The sequence below is a fragment of the Ligilactobacillus agilis DSM 20509 genome, from assembly GCF_001436215.1.
Classification (GTDB): Bacteria; Bacillota; Bacilli; order Lactobacillales; family Lactobacillaceae; genus Ligilactobacillus; species Ligilactobacillus agilis.
Map to the genome: position 1 here is coordinate 35702 of NZ_AYYP01000019.1, position 21867 is coordinate 57568.

20 protein-coding genes, 1 tRNA gene and 1 pseudogene are annotated in these 21867 nt (G+C 42.9%); 3 read left to right on the top strand and 19 right to left on the bottom strand.

Going from position 1 to position 21867, the window contains the following annotated elements:
* Positions 1-6: 6 nt before the first annotated feature.
* The 6 genes from FC14_RS02925 to nhaC all read right to left on the bottom strand — a co-directional run bounded on the left by FC14_RS02925 (position 7) and on the right by nhaC (position 7299).
* Positions 7-2112 carry a PBP1A family penicillin-binding protein gene (locus tag FC14_RS02925; RefSeq protein ID WP_056976416.1) on the bottom strand — a complete coding sequence of 702 codons (2106 nt, stop codon included), beginning with the start codon at positions 2110-2112 and terminating at the stop codon, positions 7-9.
* A gap of 12 nt (positions 2113-2124) precedes the next feature.
* Positions 2125-2583, bottom strand: a complete 459-nt coding sequence (locus FC14_RS02930) for an arginine repressor (RefSeq protein WP_056976417.1) — start codon at positions 2581-2583, stop codon at positions 2125-2127.
* A gap of 142 nt (positions 2584-2725) precedes the next feature.
* A complete protein-coding gene (locus tag FC14_RS02935; protein WP_056976418.1) occupies positions 2726-3745 on the bottom strand; it encodes a Gfo/Idh/MocA family oxidoreductase in 1020 nt (339 codons plus the stop codon).
* Positions 3746-3932: 187 nt separating this feature from the next.
* Complete coding sequence (gene bsh / locus FC14_RS02940) at positions 3933-4907, bottom strand: choloylglycine hydrolase (RefSeq protein ID WP_056976419.1); 975 nt, start codon at positions 4905-4907, stop codon at positions 3933-3935.
* Positions 4908-4911: 4 nt separating this feature from the next.
* Positions 4912-5775, bottom strand: a complete 864-nt coding sequence (locus FC14_RS02945) for a CPBP family intramembrane glutamic endopeptidase (protein ID WP_056976420.1) — start codon at positions 5773-5775, stop codon at positions 4912-4914.
* 162 nt (positions 5776-5937) lie between these two features.
* On the bottom strand, positions 5938-7299 hold the full coding sequence (gene nhaC / locus FC14_RS02950) for a Na+/H+ antiporter NhaC (protein WP_056976421.1): 1362 nt from the start codon (positions 7297-7299) through the stop codon (positions 5938-5940).
* 421 nt (positions 7300-7720) lie between these two features.
* On the opposite strand from nhaC, the gene FC14_RS02955 reads away from it, so the two are divergent.
* Together FC14_RS02955 and FC14_RS02960 are read left to right on the top strand one after the other, a co-directional pair.
* Positions 7721-8356: a copper homeostasis protein CutC gene (locus FC14_RS02955; RefSeq protein WP_056976422.1), complete on the top strand. Its 636-nt coding sequence runs from the start codon at positions 7721-7723 to the stop codon at positions 8354-8356.
* Positions 8357-8466: 110 nt separating this feature from the next.
* Entirely contained in the window at positions 8467-9816 is a 1350-nt protein-coding gene (locus FC14_RS02960; RefSeq protein WP_056976423.1) for an MATE family efflux transporter, read from the top strand.
* A gap of 56 nt (positions 9817-9872) precedes the next feature.
* Here FC14_RS02960 and FC14_RS02965 read toward each other — a convergent pair whose 3' ends face one another.
* The 4 genes from FC14_RS02965 to FC14_RS02980 form a co-directional block, all read right to left on the bottom strand.
* Positions 9873-10196 (bottom strand): hypothetical protein, encoded by a 324-nt coding sequence (locus FC14_RS02965; protein WP_056976424.1) that lies wholly within the window; start codon positions 10194-10196, stop codon positions 9873-9875.
* 160 nt (positions 10197-10356) lie between these two features.
* Positions 10357-10429 (bottom strand) — tRNA-Glu (locus FC14_RS02970).
* 60 nt (positions 10430-10489) lie between these two features.
* Positions 10490-11014 (bottom strand): metallophosphoesterase family protein, encoded by a 525-nt coding sequence (locus FC14_RS02975; protein WP_056976425.1) that lies wholly within the window; start codon positions 11012-11014, stop codon positions 10490-10492.
* A 2-nt stretch (positions 11015-11016) separates the two neighbouring features.
* Positions 11017-11619, bottom strand: coding sequence for an XTP/dITP diphosphatase (locus FC14_RS02980; protein WP_056976426.1), 603 nt, complete (start codon positions 11617-11619; stop codon positions 11017-11019).
* Between the two features lie 243 nt (positions 11620-11862).
* On the opposite strand from FC14_RS02980, the gene FC14_RS02985 reads away from it, so the two are divergent.
* Positions 11863-12372: a YslB family protein gene (locus FC14_RS02985; RefSeq protein WP_056976427.1), complete on the top strand. Its 510-nt coding sequence runs from the start codon at positions 11863-11865 to the stop codon at positions 12370-12372.
* A 65-nt stretch (positions 12373-12437) separates the two neighbouring features.
* On the opposite strand, the pseudogene FC14_RS02990 reads toward FC14_RS02985, so the two are convergent.
* From FC14_RS02990 to alaS, 9 genes and pseudogenes are all read right to left on the bottom strand, one after another.
* Positions 12438-13883, bottom strand: a pseudogene (locus FC14_RS02990) (APC family permease).
* Between the two features lie 188 nt (positions 13884-14071).
* On the bottom strand, positions 14072-14383 hold the full coding sequence (gene trxA, locus FC14_RS02995) for a thioredoxin (protein ID WP_050611110.1): 312 nt from the start codon (positions 14381-14383) through the stop codon (positions 14072-14074).
* A gap of 72 nt (positions 14384-14455) precedes the next feature.
* A complete protein-coding gene (locus FC14_RS03000; protein WP_056976428.1) occupies positions 14456-16816 on the bottom strand; it encodes an endonuclease MutS2 in 2361 nt (786 codons plus the stop codon).
* A gap of 38 nt (positions 16817-16854) precedes the next feature.
* Positions 16855-17382, bottom strand: coding sequence for a CvpA family protein (locus FC14_RS03005; RefSeq protein ID WP_056976429.1), 528 nt, complete (start codon positions 17380-17382; stop codon positions 16855-16857).
* 15 nt (positions 17383-17397) lie between these two features.
* Positions 17398-17646 carry a cell division protein ZapA gene (locus FC14_RS03010; protein ID WP_056976430.1) on the bottom strand — a complete coding sequence of 83 codons (249 nt, stop codon included), beginning with the start codon at positions 17644-17646 and terminating at the stop codon, positions 17398-17400.
* A gap of 150 nt (positions 17647-17796) precedes the next feature.
* Positions 17797-18096, bottom strand: coding sequence for a DUF1292 domain-containing protein (locus FC14_RS03015; protein WP_050611114.1), 300 nt, complete (start codon positions 18094-18096; stop codon positions 17797-17799).
* A 15-nt stretch (positions 18097-18111) separates the two neighbouring features.
* Positions 18112-18552: a Holliday junction resolvase RuvX gene (gene ruvX, locus FC14_RS03020; RefSeq protein ID WP_050611115.1), complete on the bottom strand. Its 441-nt coding sequence runs from the start codon at positions 18550-18552 to the stop codon at positions 18112-18114.
* Positions 18552-18812: an IreB family regulatory phosphoprotein gene (locus FC14_RS03025; RefSeq protein WP_056976431.1), complete on the bottom strand. Its 261-nt coding sequence runs from the start codon at positions 18810-18812 to the stop codon at positions 18552-18554. The genes ruvX and FC14_RS03025 overlap by 1 nt, the downstream gene beginning before the upstream one ends.
* A 203-nt stretch (positions 18813-19015) precedes the next feature.
* Complete coding sequence (alaS, locus tag FC14_RS03030) at positions 19016-21661, bottom strand: alanine--tRNA ligase (RefSeq protein WP_056976432.1); 2646 nt, start codon at positions 21659-21661, stop codon at positions 19016-19018.
* Between the last annotated feature and the right edge of the window lie 206 nt (positions 21662-21867).

Genomic DNA, 21867 nt, shown 5'->3' on the forward strand with positions numbered 1-21867 from the left:
TTTACACTAATAGCCAAATAATCCTTTTAAGTAACTACCCGCTTTGTCTTTAATACTTGCAGCTTTTGCCCCGATATCTTTACCGGCGTCCTCAAGTTTGGACCAGACCTGCCCACTAGAACTTGAACTAGCTGTTTTACTGTTTACCATGGTTGAAGCGGCGCTCACATCAAATTTAGTCTGCGGTGTGTATGGTAGGATGCCTTCCATCTCGGTCTTAAATAGGCCTGCCCCAGCTCTTAAGCCTTGATTTTGGAGTGAATACTTAGACGAGTCAAAGCCAACCCAGGTCGCAACCACAACGTCGGGGGTATAGCCAATATACCAGTGGTCATTATCTTCGCCGTCTATTCTTTGAGCACTTTCCGTTGACCCAGTCTTACCCGCAATTGTAAAGCCATATGGTTTGGCACTAGTCCCCGTCCCCATTTTATAAACATCAATCATCATGCTAGTCATTTCGTTAGCAATTTTCTTAGAAATTATCCGTTTAGAATCCACCTTACTATTGTCAACGATAACTTTGCCAGATGAATCTACGATTTTACGAATTAGGTGGGGCTGGTACTTGACCCCTTGATTTGCAAAGGCAGTGTAGGCGGCGGCCATTTCGTAAGGCGAGACCCCCTCTTTCATTCCCCCTAAAGCTAGACTCAAGTTATTGTCTGATTTACTTAGGGGAATCCCAAATCTTTTAACGGAGGCATAACCCTTTTGAATGCCGATTTTATTTAAAAGCCATACGGCCGAAGTATTCTTACTTAGGGCTAAGGCTTCATACAGCGGCAATTCCCCACTGTATACCCCATTCCAATTTTTAGGGGTGTATTTATTGGTCCCGTAAGACTTTAAGGTGTCCTTAACTTGCGAGTCATAGTAATATCCGTTTTGCAGGGCCGGCGTGTACACTGCTAGCGGCTTAATAGCTGAGCCCGGTGAACGTTTCAGTTGTGTCGCCCGGTTATAACCTCGGAAAACGTGTGAGCCAGCTCGACCCCCTACTAAGGCAGCTACCCCACCAGTCTGGGGGTTAATCGCAATTGAAGCACCCTGGGCCTTAGTTCCATCGCTAGCATTGTATGGAAAGAGGCTACTGTTAGCAAAGGCCGTTTGTATCTGGGTTTGATAATTTTGGTCCAAACTCGTGTAGATTTTATAACCCTTGTTCATAATCTCTGTTTCACTCAAGCCATAATCATCAATGGCTTCAGCAATGACCGCATCAAAGTAGTAAGGGTACTTATAACCAGAAACATAGTCATAACCGTTAGAAACCACCATGGCACTGGCTTGGTATTGGCTTAATTGACTTTGAGATAGCTTCCCATTTGCGGCCATTAATCCCAAGACCACGTTTCTTCTTTGCCGGGCCGCTTGCGGATGGTCGGCTGGATTATAGGCACTGGGACTCTTCAACATTCCAGCTAAAGTAGCCGCTTGCGGAACACTCAACTCACTGGCGTTAACGTTGAAATAGCGTTTAGCCGCATCCTGTACCCCCCAAACTCCATTACCAAAGTAAGCGTTATTGAGGTACATGGTCAGAATCTCTTTTTTACTATAATCATTTTCCACCTGGACTGCCAAAAATAGTTCTTTGGCTTTCCTGCTAAAGGTTTGCTCCTGACTCAGGAAGGCATTTTTTACTAACTGCTGGGTGATGGTACTTCCCCCACCGCTAATACCACTTTGACCAGTTAGCTTATTTTTAACATAAAGCAAGCCGGCCCGGCCAATCCCTGTAAGGGAAAAACCGTATTCTTTATAAAAATTGCGATCTTCCGTGGATAATACGGCGTTAGTTACGTTAGGCGAAATTTGCTTTAAAGAAACCCAAGTCCCCTTTTGAGCATACAAATACCCCGCCTTATCCCCATCTACGTCATAAATCTGGGTCGCCTGCTTGAGGGTTGCCTTTAGCCCCTTAACATCTGTCGTCTTAGCAATAAAAGTTAGGTAGGCCGAACTCACTACTGCCAGGCTCAAAAAGATGACAATTAACCACCGCGTTAGCTGATACCTGTACCACTTTCTTTTAATGAAGCTTCCCAGGCTGCTAGCCACTTTTTGGAGTCCGGTTAATATTTTGTCCTTAAGTGTTTTTGCTTCCATTCTTATTACCTGTTATTGTTCAGCCACATGCTTAGTAAACAATGAATTAATCTGACTGGCCTCATCTTTTGAACCAGAAATAATAACGACCGTATCGTAGCCGGCTAGTGTTCCCGCCACTGCTGGAAGAGACAGGCCATCTAAAATAGCAGCCAATACGTTGGCATTGCGTGGTAAGGTATGAATAATATTCATAAACTCAACTTGCCGAATGTCGACCACAGTTTCTTCAATCGCCTTTATCAACTTTTCTTCTTCGTTTTGATTATTGCCCTTAAAAATCACATAGCGAACTACCCCGTTAGAATCTTGTTCCTTAATAATCTGGAGCTCCCGAATATCACGGGAAATTGTCGCCTGGGTGGCCTTAATTCCATTGGCCTCTAGTTGGCGCATTAATTCATCTTGAGTCGCAATGACATTTTGCTTGATTAATTGTTCAATTTTCCTTTGTCGTTCTGCTTTTTTCATTTTAAAAAATCGCTCCTTAAAGTGATTGCATAAAGATACGCCTTTTATTATAGCAAAAAAGCCTTAACAAACACTATCAGATTGATTAAGAACTGTTAAATAAAAGCATCCTGCAAAAAAAGTTTGCAAGATGCTTTAGTCTTTATCGTAATAATTTGAAACCACGTTCTAGAATCTCGATTTGCGCCAGGGTTTCTTCATCCTTAACCAGTTTTTCCGCCCCGTTAACCAAGCTTTGGTAAACTCCTTCATAAAGCCGGCCATAGTCGCCTACCTTTGAGACGACCTTTTCTTCATGATAATTACCGGCAGCGTCTACATAAGTCAAGGTTCCGTAGTCCTCAGGTCGATCTAGCCCAAAATCAGGGTGAGCTTTAGTTGGCAAGTAAAAGTGCTTCAAATCTTGTTCCTGCCGATCTTCGCTTACCTTGACAAAACACCCCTTGGTCCCTGTTAAAACGAAACTAGGCCGGCTCTTGAGCCTAAAGTAACTGGACCTAACGGATACCTTAAGATTATCGTAGTTCAAGTCCAAATCAAAATAGTCATTCATCCGTCCGCGCCCTAAAAGTTGGCGGACATCATAATTAACCTGGTTAGGCTTGCCAAAGTAAGCTAACATTTGATCTACCGTGTGGCAGGCATGGGTGTAAAGAAAGCTATTCTCCCAGGTTAACTCAGACTGGCTTTGAGGCACTTCGGGTCTGAAGTAATCGTAATTATTTTCTACTTCTAGTAGTTGACCTAACTTGCCACTTTCAATCACCGCTTGAACAGTTAAAAAGTCAGAGTCAAAGCGGCGGTTTTGGTAGGCCTGGATAAAGAGGCCCTTAGCTTGAGCCAACTCAAACAACTCCTTGGCTTGAGCTACCGTTTGTGCAAAGGGCTTTTCTACTAAGACATTTTTACCATGTTCTAGGCATTCCTTGGCATACTGGTAGTGAAAAGCACTCGGGGTTGCGACTACCACTAAGTCCAATTCATCATCAGTATAGATATCATCTAGATTATTGGTGTAGTTAACGTTAGCTAACCGTTCCCAAGTAGAATTGTTATGGCGGGCAAAAATCGTCTTCACCTCAACCCGGCCACTCTTCAAGGCAAATGGTAGGTGATAGCGATTGGTGCTCTTGCCGTTTCCAATGTAAGCAACTTTTAACATAAAAACCAACCTTTCAATAAAATATTAGCTAATCTAATCCTACACTAGGTCTTTGGTGCCCGCAATTTTTTTGATCGTTGCTAAAAAAGCAAATAACTGTTATTTTTCTTTAAACAGTGTAATACTGTAAAGGAATAGTAGCAATACTACTATTCCTTTACATGCAGTCGGTCTTTCCGGCTTTTTTTTAGTTTTGCCAGTCAACAACCACTTGATTTTTTAGTGGGTAGGTAATCAGTTGGCTCGTTGCTAGTTGCTGTCCCTGTAATTTAGCGGCATGAAGCTGTGGGCTCTCGTAAGTAAGATAATATAATACCCCCGCTTGCAGGTCATAGCAATCTGAGTAGACCGTATATTCACAACTGTGTTCGTCTGCCCAGTTAAGCCCCTTTACCTGCTTAACCGTTGCTAAAATTTGGAAGAACTGGTTAACATCGCTAAGGGGATCTGTCCCTTTTAAAGCGTTGAGCTTAGCAAAACTAGCCCTAACAAAGCGCCCCTTAGGGGATAAATCTCCTGGTAAGCCAATACTTCCAAAGCCAGTAGCATCTACCGGTAAGTCTAAGCTGGAAGCAAAAGTGTTGGGGGTGGTCCGCGCATTTAACTGCCGGTAATTTTTTAGGTTTTCTAGTTGGTAATTAAAGGCTGGGTTATTGGTTAGGACCCCGACTGGGTTATCATAAATGTGTAACCCCGTTTTAGTTGCCTCTACCACGATGCTTTCATCTTTGTCAGCAATCAGCCAATGTAAATCAGCCAAGGGTAACTGCTCGCTAAAGTTAATCTTAACTAGGTTTAAATCGGCTAATAACTTCCGGGCTTCACCGACGTTATGGGCTTGCCCTAACAACCAGGGGATAAATTCAAAGGGACTGACATTGTTTTTACCAACTGTTACTTTGCCATAATAAGCATTTCCCGGGAAATTTAAGCCTGCCATCCCTAGTCCCGCCTCGTTAATGGCATCAAAATAAAGTGGATAATCAGCTACTACAATTCCCACCCCAATTAAGGCTAGGTGTGTCTTCACACTAGGGAGTTGCCGCCAGTTAAATTCATAATTTTGGGGCGTGATTACCACCTGTTCACCATAAGAGTAATTTAAATCCAAGTTACGACCAAAATAGTTGCTCGTTCCTGTAAAAGTAATTGCTGTACACATAAACTCACTTTCTTTCTAAAGTTTTAAAAAGCCAGGTAATTAAAATTAATCCTACTATCGTCGTTAAAATACTACCTTCAATCCCAAATGCCCCACCACTAACGAGGTTTAACCGGTTTGTAGCTTCGGCATTTAAAACACTAGTTGCAAATTGATTGCCACTAACCTTAACCCCCATTACCGGACCCTGCATAAAGTTCCACGCACTGTGAGTGGCTCCAACCAACAAAATATTATCAGTTAAGGCATAAAGCAAACTAAAGACTAATCCAAATAAAAACAGGTTAAGGATCGGTAAAAGGCCCAACCCATTATTGCTAGCATGCAGTAAGGTAAAGAGCAAGGCGCTGACTATTATCCCCCACTTTTGCCCCTTATAGGCCGCCACACTATTTTGTAAGTAGGCACGACACAACACTTCTTCAGTTAAGCCCTGGATCATAAAGCCCGCCAGTAGCCCTAAGAGCAAGAGCCAATCAGGCTGGGGTGTGACGCTTAATTTAAACCCACCAAATAAAGTAGCCACCAATACTATTGCTAATAAACAAGCTGTCCCCAAAGCAAAGCCCTTGACATAAGTTAGTAGCCACTTCTCCCTTGCAAATCCTAAGGCCCTAAGGGAACGTTTATTGACCAAGCGGTTGTACATGATGATTCCTAATAACGGGAACAAAAAACCAAATAGGGCTGCCAAGGCCCCACTGGCAGTTTTTTCATCAAAAGCAGCTTGGCCACTAATTAAACTAAAGCCCCACATTAACAGGCCGGTCCCTAATCCCCCTGCTAATACAAACGTCAAAACCATTACTAGAATCGGCGTCCACCAACTCTTAGGTGGCTTTTGCTTGATTAAATCTAAACTTTCCATTTACAATCTAACTCCAATATTTATTACTTTTGATAACAATTATAGCCTAAATTCTTAAACTAGTTATAAATAAGCCCTTAATAAATCTTTTTTAGCTACAGTTAGTACAATAAAAAAAGCCTGAGTCCAACCAACTACTGGTCAAACTCAAGCTAAGTCTAGCTACTTTTGCATTTTTAAACCGATACCTGTAAAACCACTCAAAACCGATAGGATTGGCGACATCCAAGCAAAGATAACAAACGGTAGAAATTCTAAGACGGGCACGCCTAAAGTGGAAGCCGCAAAGGAGCCGGCTACCCCCCAAGGAATTAAGTAGTTAATTACGCTACCACCATCTTCTAACACCCGACCTAAAGCTAGGGGAGCAAGCTTTACCCGCCCAAATGCATCTTTAAAGGCCCGCCCAGGTAAGATGACTGATAAGTATTGCTCACCAACAAAGAGGTTAACCCCAATTCCTGATAAAATCGTTGCTAACACCAGGTTGCCCGGTTTCTTTAAGCGTTTGATAAGAGGTTCCATCGCCGTTTGAATAATACCTAATTCCATTAATAAGCCCCCCAATGCTAGGGTAGTCACAATCAAAGAAACAGTCCCCATCATGTTGGCAATTCCTCCCCGGGTTAAGAGGGCGTCAACCGCCTTATTATGGGTTTGAGAGACAAAGCCTTGTTCCATTAGCGTTGCCAATTCAGTTAAAGCTACGTGCGGTTGGTGGAGAAAAATAATTCCAGTTGAAACAAAAATATTGATAAACAAAGTTGGAATGGCAGGAATCTTAAACCAAGCACAGACAAACATTAATACTACCGGCAAAGCAGCTAACCAGGAAATACTAAAATGACTTTCCAACACCCTAACCGTTGTTTCAATCTTAGTAAAGTCAGGAGCAGTCTTGCCCCGCCCAATTAAGATAAAGACCAGTAACGAAACCAAGAAGGCCGGGATGGTTGTCCACATCAAATTCTTAATATGGGCAAATAAGTCCGTGCCCGCAATTGCTGACGCTAGGTTAGTCGAATCCGATAGGGGTGAGGTTTTATCACCAAAGATAGCCCCGGACAAAATCGCCCCTGCCACCAAGGCCGGATTGATATTCATCGTAATCCCCATTCCAAAAAGAGCAATTCCGATTGTGGAAATGGTGGTGAAGGCACTCCCAATCGAGACCCCTACTAAAGCGCAAACTAAAAAGACAGACGGCACAAAGAATTTAATGCTAATCAATTTAAAGCCTACTACCATTAAGGCGGGAATAATCCCAGCTTTAATCCAAACCGCAATCAAACCCCCAATTAAGATAAAGATAAAAATCGGAATTAATGCGGTGCTAATCCCGTCTTTAATTCCATTATGAATCTTCTCCCAGGTAGCACCGTGGATTTTAGCTACCAAAATTAATAAGGCAATTACCGTTAAAACCGGTGTTTCTGGTGAGAGGCCCTGTTGAACCCCACCAGCTAAGATTACCAACAAAATAATTAACATTACAACTGATTCTTTTAGCGAAAATTTTTTCATATGTATGACCTCCATTAAGTTATCCAAGTAAAAAGTTCCACTTGTAACTTAATATCGGATTAGTCCCCCACAAGTCATAAGCTTCCTCCTTTGCTAATAAAAAAAGTCCCAGTTAGAAAAAATCTCTAACTGGGACGATTAAAAACCGTGGTACCACCCATCTTGAACTTACGCTCCACTTTCAGAGGTGATAACGGTCCTACTAGCCGAACTTATCTGTATTTCGAACATTTAATCCTGACCAGTTCGCATCACCCACTGGCTTTCTGACACCTAGATTAAAGTCTAATTAGTAATTTATAAGATATGCACATAATAACACAAATTTGCCACTTGTCAAAGCCTTTTTTACAAAAAGCCCTTTATTTCCAGCTAGTATTCTCTAACCAACTTTGTTAACATGGCTTTCAGAGGTGATTTGATGATTAAAGAATTTTGTGCGGAAAACTATTTAGATATTCCTACGGCAATTACAAATGGGGCCAACCGCATTGAACTGTGCGATAACTTGGCAGTTGGGGGCACGACCCCTAGTAAAGGCGTTATCCAGGCCAGTGTCGCCTACTGTAAAGCACGTCAAATTCCAGTTATGACCATGATTCGTCCCCGTAAGGGAAATTTTCATTATACTAACACAGAATTAGCCATCATGAAAACTGACCTGCTCTTAGCTAAGGAGCTAAAAACGAGTGGGCTTGTCTTTGGCTGCCTTGATGCCAATAATTGTCTGGATAAGCCGGCCTTACTTGAATTAATTAACCTAGCTGATGGACTAGAAATTACCTTTCACATGGCATTTGATTTAATTCCCCAGGACAAACAATTTGCAGCCCTAGACTGGCTTGCCGACCACCGTGTTACTAGGATTCTGACTCACGGCGGAGATGCTAAGCAGCCCCTAAGTCAGACTTTGCCCCACCTTAAAGAACTTATTGCCTACGCTAAAGGTAGGATTACAATTCTGCCCGGTGGGCAAATTACTTATGCCAACGCCACTAAAATCGCCACTAGCCTAGGAGTTAATGAAGTTCACGGAACTAAAATCATTCCCATGTAAAATGTTACGCGTATCAGAATTAGCTAAAATGAAAGCCTTTGCTTAGAATTAATTCTGAAGCATGCTATAGTAAGACTAAATATCCTTACTTTTTGAAAGGAGCGGTTAATTTGCCTCACAAAGCTAATTTGCCAACTTCTGATCGTGAACTACTCTTCCTTAGTTGGCCTATTTTTGTTGAATTACTAATGGGAGTAATTATTGGCAATATCAATGTATGGATGATTTCCCACTTTAATGAACTAGCCGTCGCTAGTATTAGCGCTACCAACCAGTTAATCGGGCTCTCTGTTAATATCTACGGTTTTATTACGATTGGCGCCCAAATTACTATCGCCCAATTTTTAGGAGCCAACCGCAACAAGGAGCTACCTACAATTATTAATACCGCCTTGTTTGGTGGTTTAGGCATTGGCTTAGCCTTAAGCCTGCTGTTCTTTAGTTTTCCCAAACAGTTATTAGCCTTTATGAACCTACCCCCTAATATTATTAGCCTCGGAACGGACTATGCCCGCATTTACGGAGGGGGGCTCTTTATTGCAGCGCTCAATGCGGTAATGATTGCCACCCTAAGGACGCACGGCTATACTAGGCAGGCTCTAATTATTCCAATGGCAGCGAGCCTCTTTACCGTTTGCGGTAACTTTGTGGCCCTCTTTTCTCCCTTCGGCCTTCCCAACCTGGGGGTTAGGGGCCTAGCTTGCTCTGCTTTGTTAGGGAATCTTATTGCCTTTGGCTTAGCCTCCCAGCTTTTAAAAAAGTATATCCACTTTGACCTCCTATCCGCCCGGCCACATTTGATTTCGGCTAAAATGCTAAAACAAATCCTCAAACTAGGGCTGCCCTCATCAGGCGAGTCAGTTTCTTACCAAGGGGCCCAAGTGGTGGTGACCATGATTGTGGCGTCGCTGGGAGCCAACGTCTTAATCACTAAGTCTTACGTTGCTTCTATCACCCAGTTTGTTTTCTTAACCGCTGCCGCTTTGAGTCAAGGAAATCAAATTATTATCGGCCGCAATGTTGGGGCTAAAAACTTTAGCCAAGCCTACCAGCGCGGACTGCGTTCAACCTGGCAGAATGTTTTAATTTCTACTTCCATCTGCCTAGCAACCTTTTGCTTCATTGAGCCTATCATGCACATTTTCACTCATAATCCAGCCATTATCAGCTTGGCGCGGTGGGTCTTTTTAGTAGAAATCTTGCTGGAAGCTGCCCGGGCGGTTAATATGACCCTGGTTGGCTCCCTTAATGCCAGTGGTGACGTCAAATTCCCCCTGATTTGTAGTTTGACCGTCCTTTGGCTAATCTCCTTGCCTTTCTCTTACCTACTCGCAATCGGGCTCAAACTCGGTTTAGTCGGTGTTTGGTTAGCCTACACTATTGACGAATCCTTGCGCGCTTGCTTGATGATTCACCGTTGGCGCAAAGGCCAGTGGCGTCAAAAAGTCATTATCGATTAGCAAAAAAGCCCCTAACCAATTTCAATTGAAGTTGGTTAGGGGCTTTTCACTAAGAACTAGTGCTTCTTTTTATGATGTTGCTTTTTAACATCCGCAGCATACTGGTGGGCATGCTTCTTCAGATAACGTAATAAGTCAGATTCCGTTTTAAACTCGCGGGGGTGAACCTGACCATGGAGACGCAAAGTAATTTTATTAATCTTCATGCGTCCCGTCCATGTGTAAGTATGTTCTACAATAAAGCGATTTTGGTAATCACCCTTATCATTTTTTTCAAACTTAAGAACATAATTTTTTTCAGGCACCATCAACGGATTAACGTGCTCTTTTTCATACGCAACACCGTGAGCCTTCAAAAAATTCTTAGTTTTTCTAAGCATGTTAATTCCTCCTTCTGATAGTTTTCTAATCTATTAATAAGTTAACAGTATTATCTAACTACAAAATTATACCAGTTTAGCCACAATAAGCAAGCCAAATTTCAAGAAAAGTTGGTCAAAATTCAAAAAGGAGACTACTAAGAGCCTCCTTTACCATCTATCACCCGTACGGGGATCGAACCCGCAACTCCGCCTTGAGAGGGCGACGTCTTAACCAATTTGACCAACGGGCAATCACTTAACACTCTTAATATTATACGCCCGTTTTAAATTTTGTCAACGTTAAAAATTGGCTAGCGGGAATAGACAAACCGCAACTTGGAGATTGGTTCAAAGTCACGTTGGTAATACTGAACGATTAACTGCTTTTCATCACTTTCAACCACTGCATAAGTTCCGTCAAAGGAGGCAAATTCCCCCCGCGGAAAACTAATACTGCCGGGGTTTAAAAATAAGGTCTGGTCATGGTAAACACAGCCCAGTTGGTGGGTATGACCAAAAAAGACCAAGTTAGCTCCCTCCTCTTTAGCAGCCAGTTGTAAATCAGTCATTCCGTAACCCACACCCTTAGTGTGACCGTGAATTAACAACACCTTATCACCACTTGCCCCCATCTCAAACAGTTGTTTTTCAGGGAAGGCTGGATTGTAGTCGCAATTACCCCCGACAACTTGGTAAACATCAAACAACTCATCATCAGCCCGCAGTTCCGAATCACCACAGTGAAAGAAATAATCAACATTGGCATGATATTTATCAAGTAACTTAACTAAAATCTCACGGTCACCGTGATTATCGCTTACTACTAAATAACGCATTCCTATTCCTCCCACCAATTAGCAAATTTTTTCATTAAGGCTCTAGTCGCAATTCCCCGGTGACTAACTTCATTTTTCTCACTTTGGCTCAATTCAGCAAAGGTCTTTTTCAAAGGTGGATAGTAAAATAAGGGGTCATAGCCAAAGCCCCCTGCCCCCTTAGCCTCTTCTAAAATCAGGCCGTTAGCATCACCGCTAGCTACTAATTCTTCCTTACCAGGACGTGTCACTACGATGGAACAGTGGAAGTGGGCTGTCCGTTTTTCGGCTGGAAGTCCCTTTAAATTGGCCAATAACTTGCGGTTATTAGCCGCATCATCGTGGTCGCCGGCATAGCGAGCCGAATAAATCCCAGGTTCACCATTTAAGGCATCGACCACCAAGCCAGAGTCATCCGCAAGTACGGCCACCCCCAAAGCATCACTTAACGTCTGGGCCTTTTTACGTGCATTTTCGGTAAAGGTTTTGCCGTCTTCGACAATTGCGGGAATCTCGGTAAAATCCTTTAAAGTTTTAACCTCTAGTCCATACGCCCCGAATAATTCCGCGTACTCACGAGCCTTACCGGGGTTGTTAGTCGCAATTAATATTGTGTTCTCATTCACATCTCTCACCTACTAAGCCAAATAATTATTTTAATCTCAATTAAAATCGTAACACTTTTTTTAAGTTAAATCAAAACAAACGTTCTTCGCTATCTTGTTAGCGGTCTCAACTTTTCTTTATTATGCCATTAGTCCTTAGCTTTTTCAATTAACCCTAGCTAAAATTTAATTTCTTACTTAAATTTAGCCTGCTCTTAAAAAGAATGGGTTATAATGAGACTAGCTATTTTGGGAGGATTTTTCATGACTAATAATTTTTACAAAACTTCAATGGCAGCTAACCAAACCAATTCTACATTAGCGGTTACCATTTTGCGTGATGCCCTTATTCCTGAATTGACCGGAGAAGCAACCGGCATCTTATACTGGGTTGGTAAACGTTTGGCCCGCCAATTTGCCTTGGCCAAGGATGAAGACCTACCCCTTTTCTTTGAACAAACTAATTGGGGCACCCTAAAACGAATTAAGGGCAAGGCCAACCAACAAGTTTTCACCCTCACAGGCGAAATGGTCGCAACCCGCCTTAAATTAAACGACCAAGCCGATTTCAAACTCGAGTGTGGCTTTTTAGCTGAAACAGTCCAAAACCAAAGCGGGTTCATGGCCGAAGCCTTAGTGGATTCCGTTAACATTAAAAAAGGGATTGTTACCATTATTGTCCAAGTTGATACTAAAGATCCGCTAGACTTTGAACTGTATGAACAACCAGAAACCTTAGAGTTAGTCACGCCAAAAAAAGAGGCAACGGAATAAAATCATAAATATAAATAGGACGTAGCCTAATCAAACTTTTGTTTGGCTAAGCTACGTCCTTATTTTTAGCTATTTTTTTCGTGCTGCTTAATAATTGGTAAAATAATTCCCAAAGCGGTTAAAATAACGGGTGTTAAAATATTTAAGGCAAGTGTAAATGGATCTGGTGAGTAGATCCCCAGCAAACAACACAAGGCTGTTACCAAGAAACACCAAGCTCCAAAAAAGATGGCCAGCTTATCATTTTTAACAAACTGATAGCTTACTTGGAAATGTTTCTTATGCATTCTTAAGGCAATGTAAGCAGCAAAAACCCAAAGATACCGCAGGGGCATGGTGGTCGCGTTAAGCTTAACTAACTGGGTCAAAACCTTGGTGGCCCCTGGAACAACTGATTGAACCAAGATAATTGCTCCAGACAGGATACCAACCATCCAGATACCATTAGTGTAAGCCCCATACTTATTTGCTTCAAAAGTTTGGTAGGGATAAATTCCTTAGCCTCTTTACTCCCCAATAGCATCCGCAACGGAGCATCAATACTCAAAATTAAGGTTGAGAATTGACCGATTACGTTTGTCCAGGCGTAAATTACCATCAAACTATTTCCCAGGTGATAATAATTACCTAACTTTTGGAAGGCCCAGTAAGCCCCGTTAGAAACATAGCTATCAAGGTTAGCGTCAATTTCTTTAGGGTTAAACATCATCCCCATAGCAATCGTACCCAAAATGGCACATACCATCACCATAATGGCCAAGGCAATCATGCCCTTAGGAAAATCCTTGCTAGGGTGTTTCATTTTATTAACGTAAGGCGAGATTTTCTCGCAACCTCCCACCGCAAAAACTAAGATTGATAATGAAGTGTAAGATTGATAATGAAGTGAAATAATTGACATTAAAACTAGGTAAGAGGTGCTTAAAGCTCAGATCTACGCTCAAAAGATTGGCATGTGGGTTAAGCACTGGGGCGGCTAACATTAATAAGATATAGAGGATGGACATGATAAACATGGTACTCCCCGCAATCGTTGCTAGTAATTTCAAAACGGACAAGCCCCGACTGGCTAACCAGCAGAAAAAGACGAATAGGATAAAGGTCACACCTTGAACCAACATGGTGTTCATAGCATCAAATTTATCAACACTTTGAAATACAGCCCAGGCTAAGGCTCTTAAGCCCCCTGTCCCTTTACTAGAAATGTAAGCGACATGGCAGGCCCAGTAAGTCCAACCAGCATAATAGGCTATCTTGGGGCCCATGGTTGCGTCAACCCATGAGGAAACGCCCCCCTCTGACTCCTTAAAAACAGCCCCTAGTTCCCCTACCATCAAAGCGTAAGGTACAAAGTAAAGTAGAAACATCAACACCCAAGAAAAGATGACCTTGGTGCCTCAAAAATAAATGTAGCCGTTAACTACATTACCGAAACCCCAAACGGTCGAAAAGGCCATTAGAGCTAGGGTCCACCAAGCAATCTTCTTAGCTTCTTTTGCTTGTGTTAGCATAATAATCCCCCCATAAATCGGAATTTTGAGACAGTTGTCTACACTTTAATTATAGCACTTTCATAAAAGTCCATTTATCAAAATCTTATGAGAATATTAAAAAAATGATATTACTCTTAAGTTAAACCTAAAAAAAGCCTAGCTTTTCCCCAAAAAGAAAAGCTAGGCTTATAATTATAGTTCACCTTTTAAAGGTATTGGTTTAATTTAGCTTCAATCGCTTCTTTAGGATGATACCCAACCAAAGTATCAACCACTTGGCCATCCTTCTTAATTAGGAGTGTAGGGATACTCATAATCCCAAACTTAGCCGCGGTAGCTTGGTTTTCGTCCACATCAACCTTGTTAAAGGCGACCTTGTCACCCATTTCTTGATCGAGTTGTTCAATCACAGGTGATTGCATCCGGCAAGGACCACACCAAGTTGCCCAAAAGTCTGTCAATGTTACCCCGTTTGCAGTTGCTTCTTCAAAAGTTGCGTCTGTTAATGCTTTAACCATTATCATTTCCTCCAATTACTTTTTGTAAGTAAATCATATCATGAATTACCAAGAAAGCAAGTTTCTTGCTCACTACTTAAAATAAACGATGGTTGCCCCGTTGCCACCCGCATTCGGAGGAGCAAACTCAAAACGTTTAACCGCTGAATTGGCCTGGAGGTAAGAAGTAATTCCCTGGCGCAAGGCCCCTGTTCCTTTACCGTGTACAATCGTTACCGACCCATATCCTGCTAAAAGCACGGCGTCGATATAGCGGTCAACTTCGGTCATTGCTTCTTCATAGCGCTTGCCCCGTAAATCTAAATTAGGCGAAACGTGGCTTGTTTTACTTGAGCGTACCACCACATTTTTTTGCTTAGGCTCAGCTTGGGCGGCGGTGATTTTTTCCAAATCAGCCTCGTCGATTTTCATCTTCAAGATGCCTAGCTGAACTTCCCAGGCATGGTTACCCACCTTAGCTAATAAGACTCCGCGTTGCCCGTATGATTTAACTAAGACGTCATCATTAGGGTGGAAGTCCTTTTTAGCCTTAGCCCGCCGTAAGACCTTATTTTTTTGTAAATGCAATGGTTGCTCTAAGGCGTTTAGCTGCCCCTTGGCGTCCATCAACTCATTTTCTTTAATATTTTGCCCGCCTGCTAAACGTAACTGCCTTAGGTCACTAATGATCTCGTCGGCCTTAACTTGGGCTTGCGCTACAATCTCATTAGCCTCTTTTTTGGCCGTTTCTAAAAGGTGTTCTTTTTGCTTAAGGTAAGCTTCAAAGTTACTGCTCAACTCTTGGTGCAGCTTTTTAGCCGCCCGTAATTTCTGCTTAAACTCGATAGCATTTTCCTCAGCATCATGCCGCTTACTTACTAAGTCGGCAATCATTTGGTTTAGGTCCTGACTATCTTGACTAGTTAATTGCTTGGCAGCTGTAACGATACTTGGATCTAAACCCAGGCGCAAGGAAATATCTAAGGCGTTACTACGCCCAGGAATTCCGATTAGCAAGCGGTAAGTTGGTTTTAAGGTCTTTTCATCAAATTCCATCGAGGCGTTGATTGTTTCCGGCCGCTCATACCCGTAAGCTTTAAGTTCAGGATAGTGGGTCGTTGCCACGACGTAAGCCCCCTTAGCACCCACAGCGTCTAAGATTGAAATGGCTAGTGCAGCCCCTTCTTGTGGATCCGTCCCAGCCCCTAGTTCATCGAAGAGGACTAAACTACGTTCATCTAAATTAGCTAAGATTTCAACGATGTTAGTCATATGGGAAGAAAAGGTACTTAAACTTTGTTCGATTGACTGTTCATCCCCGATATCAGCAAAGATATTAGAAAAGACCCCAATCCGTGATTCTTCAAAGGCAGGGATAAATAAACCTGACTGCCCCATCAATTGGACCAGGCCTAAAGTTTTTAGGGTAATTGTTTTCCCACCGGTATTAGGCCCGGTAATCACAATTGCCTGGTAGTCCTTACCAATTGCAATATCGTTTCGGACGGCAGTTTTTTGGTCTAAGAGCGGATGCCAAACTTGGCGCAAGTAAACGTCGTTTGCACTAGAAACCAAGGGTAAGGTGGCCTTTAAGTCGTGGGCATACCGCGCCTTAGCGTTAATAAAGTCCAATTGGCCTAAAAGTTGGGCATTTTGGGCTAATTCCTTAGTGTAGGGAGCCAACTTTTGACTAAGCTCCCTTAAGATGCGCCTAATTTCCTCTTTTTCTGCCGCCTGTTGTTGCTTAAGCCGGTTGTTTAGCGTGACAATTACTTGGGGCTCAACAAATAAGGTTGCCCCCGAAGAACTTTGGTCATGAACAACCCCGCCAAACTGGCCCCGGTACTCGGCCTTAACCGGAATAACGTAGCGGTCATTTCTAATCGTAACCACCGCGTTAGACAGGTACTTAGCAGCTTTCCCCTGGGTATAGTCCGCCAGTTTCTCCCGAATCGTGCTTTCTGTCACCGAAATCTGTTGGCGCAAACTCTTCAATAAGGGGGAAGCCTCATCGGTAACGTGCCCGTCACCTTCAATCGCAACTAGTAGCTCCTTGCTTACAGCTGGCAGCGTCTCTAACTGGTCTCCCAACTGATACAGCTGTTCTAGCTTTAATTCTTCACTTGCCAGTTGCCGTAAGAAGCTTTTCACCTCACTAGTCGCACGCAAAACCTTGCCAACTGCAGCCAATTCCTTAGCATTTAGACTAGCTTCAATTTCTAGTCGTTTCAAGTAAGGTTTGATGTTAACCAAAGTAGCTAAGGGAATCCCGCCCTTTAAGCGGAATACGTCGGCGCCGTCACTAGTTTGCGCCAGCCAATGATTAACTTCGTCGATATTGCTACTTGGTTGCAGTTGGGCTACTAGCTTTTGGCCCATTTCCGTTTGGACATAGGTGGCTAACCGGTGTTTGATTTTATCGTATTCAAGTGTTTGAATTCCTTTTGCGTTCACTGCTCATGTCCTTTCTACAAAAACTAACTTACTCTTGGCTATCTAACTAAAAAACTAAGCAACTCCTGTGAAAAAAGCGGTGTTTGTTCTAAGATAAATTCTGCTAAAGTCGAATTACTTACCAGGGCGTTAATATCTTGGTTCGGCCAAGTTGCTAATAAAACTAAGCCAAAAAAGATTAGCCCGTACATAATTAAACAAGCCACCCCTCCGCCTAAAAGCGAGTTTAGCTGGGATAATACCGGCAATTTGAAAACACCAGCAATTAAGCCTGTCCCAAAGCGGAAAACTAAGCCTAAACTGATAGCTATTATCCAAAAGGCTAAAATGCGGTAAAAGACCTGGCTGAGGTTAACGTTTGACCAAACTAAAAAGCTAGTCGATTCGCTATTTAAACTAGGCAACAAGGTTGTTAAAAAATCTCCCAAACCACCCGCTAGTAGTAACGACAAGGCTAGAACCATTGCGTAGGCAACGAAGTTTAGCATTGCCAACACCAAGCCCCGCCTTAAGCCATAACGAAAGGCCAGGATTAATAAGATTACTATTATTAACGAGAGAATCATACTTTCACCTTATATTTATTTAGGTAACTTATCATTCAGTTGGTTTAACTGCGCTTGTTTTTCTAATTGGTCAGAAACCGCATTTAAGGCAATTAAAATGGCCGCTTTTTCCTTAGATAAAGACGGCATCATTTCTTTAATCTGATTTAATTGTTCTTCAACGGTGTCAACTACCGCCTTCATATGTTCTGGACTATGTTTACCAATCACCGTGTATGTTTGTCCATCAATTTCTACTTTAAAGCGTCGAACTTGTTCGCTCATTTTAGAACCACCTTTAATTATGCTAACTGTCTTCTATTCTAACATAGCAGCCGAACTTTCACGATGATTTTATCCCAAAAACCCGCTATAAAAAAAGCATGTACCCCGCTAACGGGATACACACTCCTATCCTACTCTCTAACCACTTACTTAGCGCATATTTTCGTCATTTAAGAAGGTGTCTAAAACTCCTTCAACCATGTCCCATTCTTCGTCACTTTCGATATCAAATAACTCTGCGTCCTTAGCATCGCCATTTTCATCTGGGTTGAAGGCAAAGGCTAAGACATCTACTTGTTCTTCTGGTTCTGACCCTGCAGGAACAAGCAAGATGTAAGATTTTCCATAGTCTTCTGATTCAAAGGTAAATAATACCTGGTATAAAGTTTCATTTCCTTGATCATCTACTAGCGTGATTAATTCTTCTTGGTTGTTTGCATCTGCTGCCATGTTACTACCTCTTTTCTAAATTTCGCTGAGCAACTTGCCCTTAGCGTCTAAATAATTTTGCAAAATCAAACTAGCGGCCAATTTATCAATTACCTGCTTGCGCTTTTTCCTTGACGCATCCGCTTGTTCCACCAACATCCGCTCGGCTTCCACCGTCGTCAGACGCTCGTCTTGAAAATCAATTGGCAAGTTAAACTTGGTCGCCAACATTTGGCCGTAAGCTTGGGCCGCCTCTGCCCGGGGTCCTAAGGTGTTATTCATATTTTTAGGCAGGCCTAACACAAAGCCAACCACTTCATGTTCTGCCACTAACTCTTGCACCCGGTCTAAGCCAAACACCCCGGCCTCTTCATCGATGGGGATAATTTCGACTCCCTGAGCAGTCCAGCCCAACAGGTCGCTGACGGCCACCCCCACAGTTTTAGAGCCAACATCTAAGCCCATTAATCGTCCCACTACTTCTCCTCCTTATCTAGGTAGGAACGAACTAATTCTTCGATAATTTCATCTCGTTCATACTTTCTAATTAAATTACGTGCATCGTTGAGGCGGGGAATATAAGCTGGGTCACCTGATAAGAGGTAACCGACAATTTGATTAATTGGATTGTACCCCTTTTCTTCTAAAGCATTGTAAACAGTCGCTAACGTTTCTTTAACGTCTTTTTGACGGCTGTTGCCAAAGTCAAAGTACATTGTTTTATCTAACGAACTCATACTAAGCACCCCCAAATTATAGTTTCCTTCACCTTATTGTACCCGAGCCGGGCCTTAGTAACAATTAAAACACCTCAATGTAATTTATTCGTAATCTAATTGTTATATATAAACTTCATGTTATCTAGCCACTAAAGTTAATCACTAATAATCTAGTCTATTATATAAAAACACCGAACCAGTGACGATTCGGTGTTTGTTAATTATTTCGTTTCTAACCACTTAGCAGCTTGACTTAAGGCAGCTTGAATTCCTTCAGGTTTCTTACCACCGGCTTGGGCCATATCAGGACGACCCCCACCGCCACCACCAACAAGTGGCGCGATTGCCTTGATTAAGTCACCGGCCTTTAAGCCAGCCTTAACTTGGTCTGGGCAAACGGCGGTAATTAAGTTAACCTTACCCTCAGCAGTTGCTGTTGCTAAAACTAATACGTCGGAAAGTTGTTTAGCCTTCCATTGGTCTGCCAACTGGCGTAATTGGTTCATCCCGGCAACTTGAACTTGCCCGGCAATCAAGGTCTTGCCGTTGATTGTTTGTACCTTTTCAAAGACACTTTGTGCTTGTTGGCTAGCAAACTTAGCTTCCAAGGCTTGCTTTTGTTGTTCAAGTTCCTTTAGGTTAGCTTGCACTTGCTTAACCTTAGCGGGTACATCTTTAACTTGCACAATCTTCAATTCCGCCGCAGTTTCTTGTAAGAGGCGGTCCCGGTTAGCTAGGAATTCAAAGGCTTCACGTGAAGTTACGGCTTCAATCCGGCGCACACCAGCCCCGACCCCTGATTCAGAGACAATCTTGAAGAGGCCAATTTCATTGGTATTAGCAACGTGGTTCCCCCCACAAAATTCCATGGAGTAGTCGCCCGCTTTTACAACCCGGACTTTTTCACCGTACTTATCATCGAAGAGGGCAATCGCGCCCATCTTCTTAGCACTTTCTAAGTCAGTCACGATTGTTTCAACCTTAAGGTTAGCCCAAATCTTGTCGTTAACGATGGCTTCAACCTTAGCTAAATCTTCGGCGGTAACAGCCCCAAGGTTAGTGAAGTCAAAACGTAGGTAAGTAGGTTCAACCAAAGAACCTGCTTGGTGTGTATGTTCACCTAAAACGTCACGCAAGGCTTGGTCTAATAAGTGGGTCGCCGTATGGTTCTTTTTAACCTTATCGTGGAAGGTTTGGTCAACCACTAAGCGGTAGCTGGTTTCGACTTGCATTGGTTGTAAGACTTCCAGTGTGTGCATATTTTGCCCATTAGGCGCGTGTTGCACGTCAACCACCTTGGCAACTACTTGCCCAGCTTTGTCTTCAATCACACCTTGGTCAGCTACTTGCCCCCCCATTTCTGCGTAAAATGGCGTTTGATCAAAAATTACTTGGGCCTTGCCAGTTGTAACTTGGTCAACCAACTGGTCGGCAACAATGATATCCTTTAAGACCCCGTTAGCAGTGAGCTGTTCGTAACCTACGTACTTCGATTCAGTCTTAATATCTGTTAAGAGGGCATTTTGAACTCCCATTGACTTAGCGTTGGACCGTGCGTTTCGAGCCCGTTCCTTTTGCTCGGCCATTTCTTGGTCAAATTCGGCCTTAGCAACCGTTAACCCCGCATCAGCTGCGTATTCTTCCGTCAATTCTAATGGGAAACCATAGGTATCATAGAGCTTGAAGGCAGGCTTACCAGGTAAAACAGTCCCTTGTTCTGCTTTAACCTTAGCAATCAAATCATCTAAAAGATTCATCCCGTCTTTTAAGGTTACTTGGAACCGTTCTTCTTCTAGTTTGATAACTTTTTCAATGTAGTCGGCTTCTTGTAAAACTTCAGGGTAAGCAGCTTCCATAATTTTACCCACCACGGGAACTAATTGGTATAAGAAACTACCCTTAATCCCTAATTTTTGTCCGTGCATAACCGCCCGTCTAATTAAGCGGCGGATAACGTAACCCCGACCTTCATTTGAAGGTAAGGCCCCGTCACCAATCGCAAACGTAACGGCCCGCGCATGGTCTGCGATAACCTTGAAGGACACGTCTGCTTCCTTATCTTGGCCATACTTCTTGCCGGCAGATAATTCCGCGGTCTTTTCAATAATTGGTAAGAACAAGTCGGTTTCGAAGTTAGTCCGAGCGTGTTGGAAAACAGACACAACCCGTTCTAGCCCCATCCCCGTATCAATGTTTTTATGTGGCAGTGGTTCGTAGGTTCCATCTGGCTTGTGGTTAAATTCTGAAAAGACGATGTTCCAAATTTCCAAGTAGCGTTCGTTTTCGCCCCCAGGGTAGTTTTCAGGGTCATCTTCAGCTAAGTCGGAAAATTCTTGCCCGCGATCATAGAAAATTTCTGAATCGGGACCAGATGGGCCTTCCCCAATATCCCAGAAGTTATCTTCGGCTTCGTAAATGTGGTCGCTGGCAACCCCTACGACTTCGTGCCAAACCCGCTTAGCCTCAGTATCCTTAGGGTAAACAGTGATATACAGTTTTTCGGGTTCGATTGCAAACCAGTCAGGGCTTGTTAATAATTCCCACGCCCAGGTAATTGCTTCTTCCTTGAAGTAATCACCGATGGAGAAGTTCCCCAACATTTCAAATAAGGTATGGTGGCGGGCAGTGTGACCCACGTTTTCAATATCGTTAGTCCGAATAGACTTTTGGGAACTGGTAATCCGGTGATTCTTAGGCACAACCGAGCCATCAAAATACTTCTTCATGGTTGCGACCCCGGAGTTAATCCAAAGGAGGGTTGGATCGTCCTTAGGAACTAAGGGGGCACTCTTCATTACATCGTGGCCCTTACTCTTAAAGAAGTCCAAGTACATCTGTCTAATTTGCGCACTGGTTAATTGCTTCATTGTTCAATTCCTTTCTACAAAGAAAACACCGCTGCCAGTAAGGACGCAATCTGCGCGGTACCACCTTACTTGCAACGATGTTCTCGTCTGCCTCTTTAAGCTATTATTTACATTTTGACCATAGGTAGCACTCAAAAGCTACTTTTCTTACCTTGCAGCAACCGGTAAGTCTCTTAAAAAAGCCCGCCTTTAAGCATGTCCTAATC

Bases quoted from the DNA above. Each gene is read 5' to 3' on its own strand.
- FC14_RS02925 (WP_056976416.1), bottom strand. From the start codon at position 2,112: ATGGAAGCAAAAACACTTAAGGACAAAATATTAACCGGACTCCAAAAA.
- FC14_RS02930 (WP_056976417.1), bottom strand. From the start codon at position 2,583: ATGAAAAAAGCAGAACGACAAAGGAAAATTGAACAATTAATCAAGCAA.
- FC14_RS02935 (WP_056976418.1), bottom strand. From the start codon at position 3,745: ATGTTAAAAGTTGCTTACATTGGAAACGGCAAGAGCACCAATCGCTAT.
- bsh (WP_056976419.1), bottom strand. From the start codon at position 4,907: ATGTGTACAGCAATTACTTTTACAGGAACGAGCAACTATTTTGGTCGT.
- FC14_RS02945 (WP_056976420.1), bottom strand. From the start codon at position 5,775: ATGGAAAGTTTAGATTTAATCAAGCAAAAGCCACCTAAGAGTTGGTGG.
- nhaC (WP_056976421.1), bottom strand. From the start codon at position 7,299: ATGAAAAAATTTTCGCTAAAAGAATCAGTTGTAATGTTAATTATTTTG.
- FC14_RS02955 (WP_056976422.1), top strand. From the start codon at position 7,721: ATGATTAAAGAATTTTGTGCGGAAAACTATTTAGATATTCCTACGGCA.
- FC14_RS02965 (WP_056976424.1), bottom strand. From the start codon at position 10,196: ATGCTTAGAAAAACTAAGAATTTTTTGAAGGCTCACGGTGTTGCGTAT.
- FC14_RS02975 (WP_056976425.1), bottom strand. From the start codon at position 11,014: ATGCGTTATTTAGTAGTAAGCGATAATCACGGTGACCGTGAGATTTTA.
- FC14_RS02985 (WP_056976427.1), top strand. From the start codon at position 11,863: ATGACTAATAATTTTTACAAAACTTCAATGGCAGCTAACCAAACCAAT.
- trxA (WP_050611110.1), bottom strand. From the start codon at position 14,383: ATGGTTAAAGCATTAACAGACGCAACTTTTGAAGAAGCAACTGCAAAC.
- FC14_RS03005 (WP_056976429.1), bottom strand. From the start codon at position 17,382: ATGATTCTCTCGTTAATAATAGTAATCTTATTAATCCTGGCCTTTCGT.
- FC14_RS03010 (WP_056976430.1), bottom strand. From the start codon at position 17,646: ATGAGCGAACAAGTTCGACGCTTTAAAGTAGAAATTGATGGACAAACA.
- FC14_RS03015 (WP_050611114.1), bottom strand. From the start codon at position 18,096: ATGGCAGCAGATGCAAACAACCAAGAAGAATTAATCACGCTAGTAGAT.
- FC14_RS03025 (WP_056976431.1), bottom strand. From the start codon at position 18,812: ATGAGTTCGTTAGATAAAACAATGTACTTTGACTTTGGCAACAGCCGT.
- alaS (WP_056976432.1), bottom strand. From the start codon at position 21,661: ATGAAGCAATTAACCAGTGCGCAAATTAGACAGATGTACTTGGACTTC.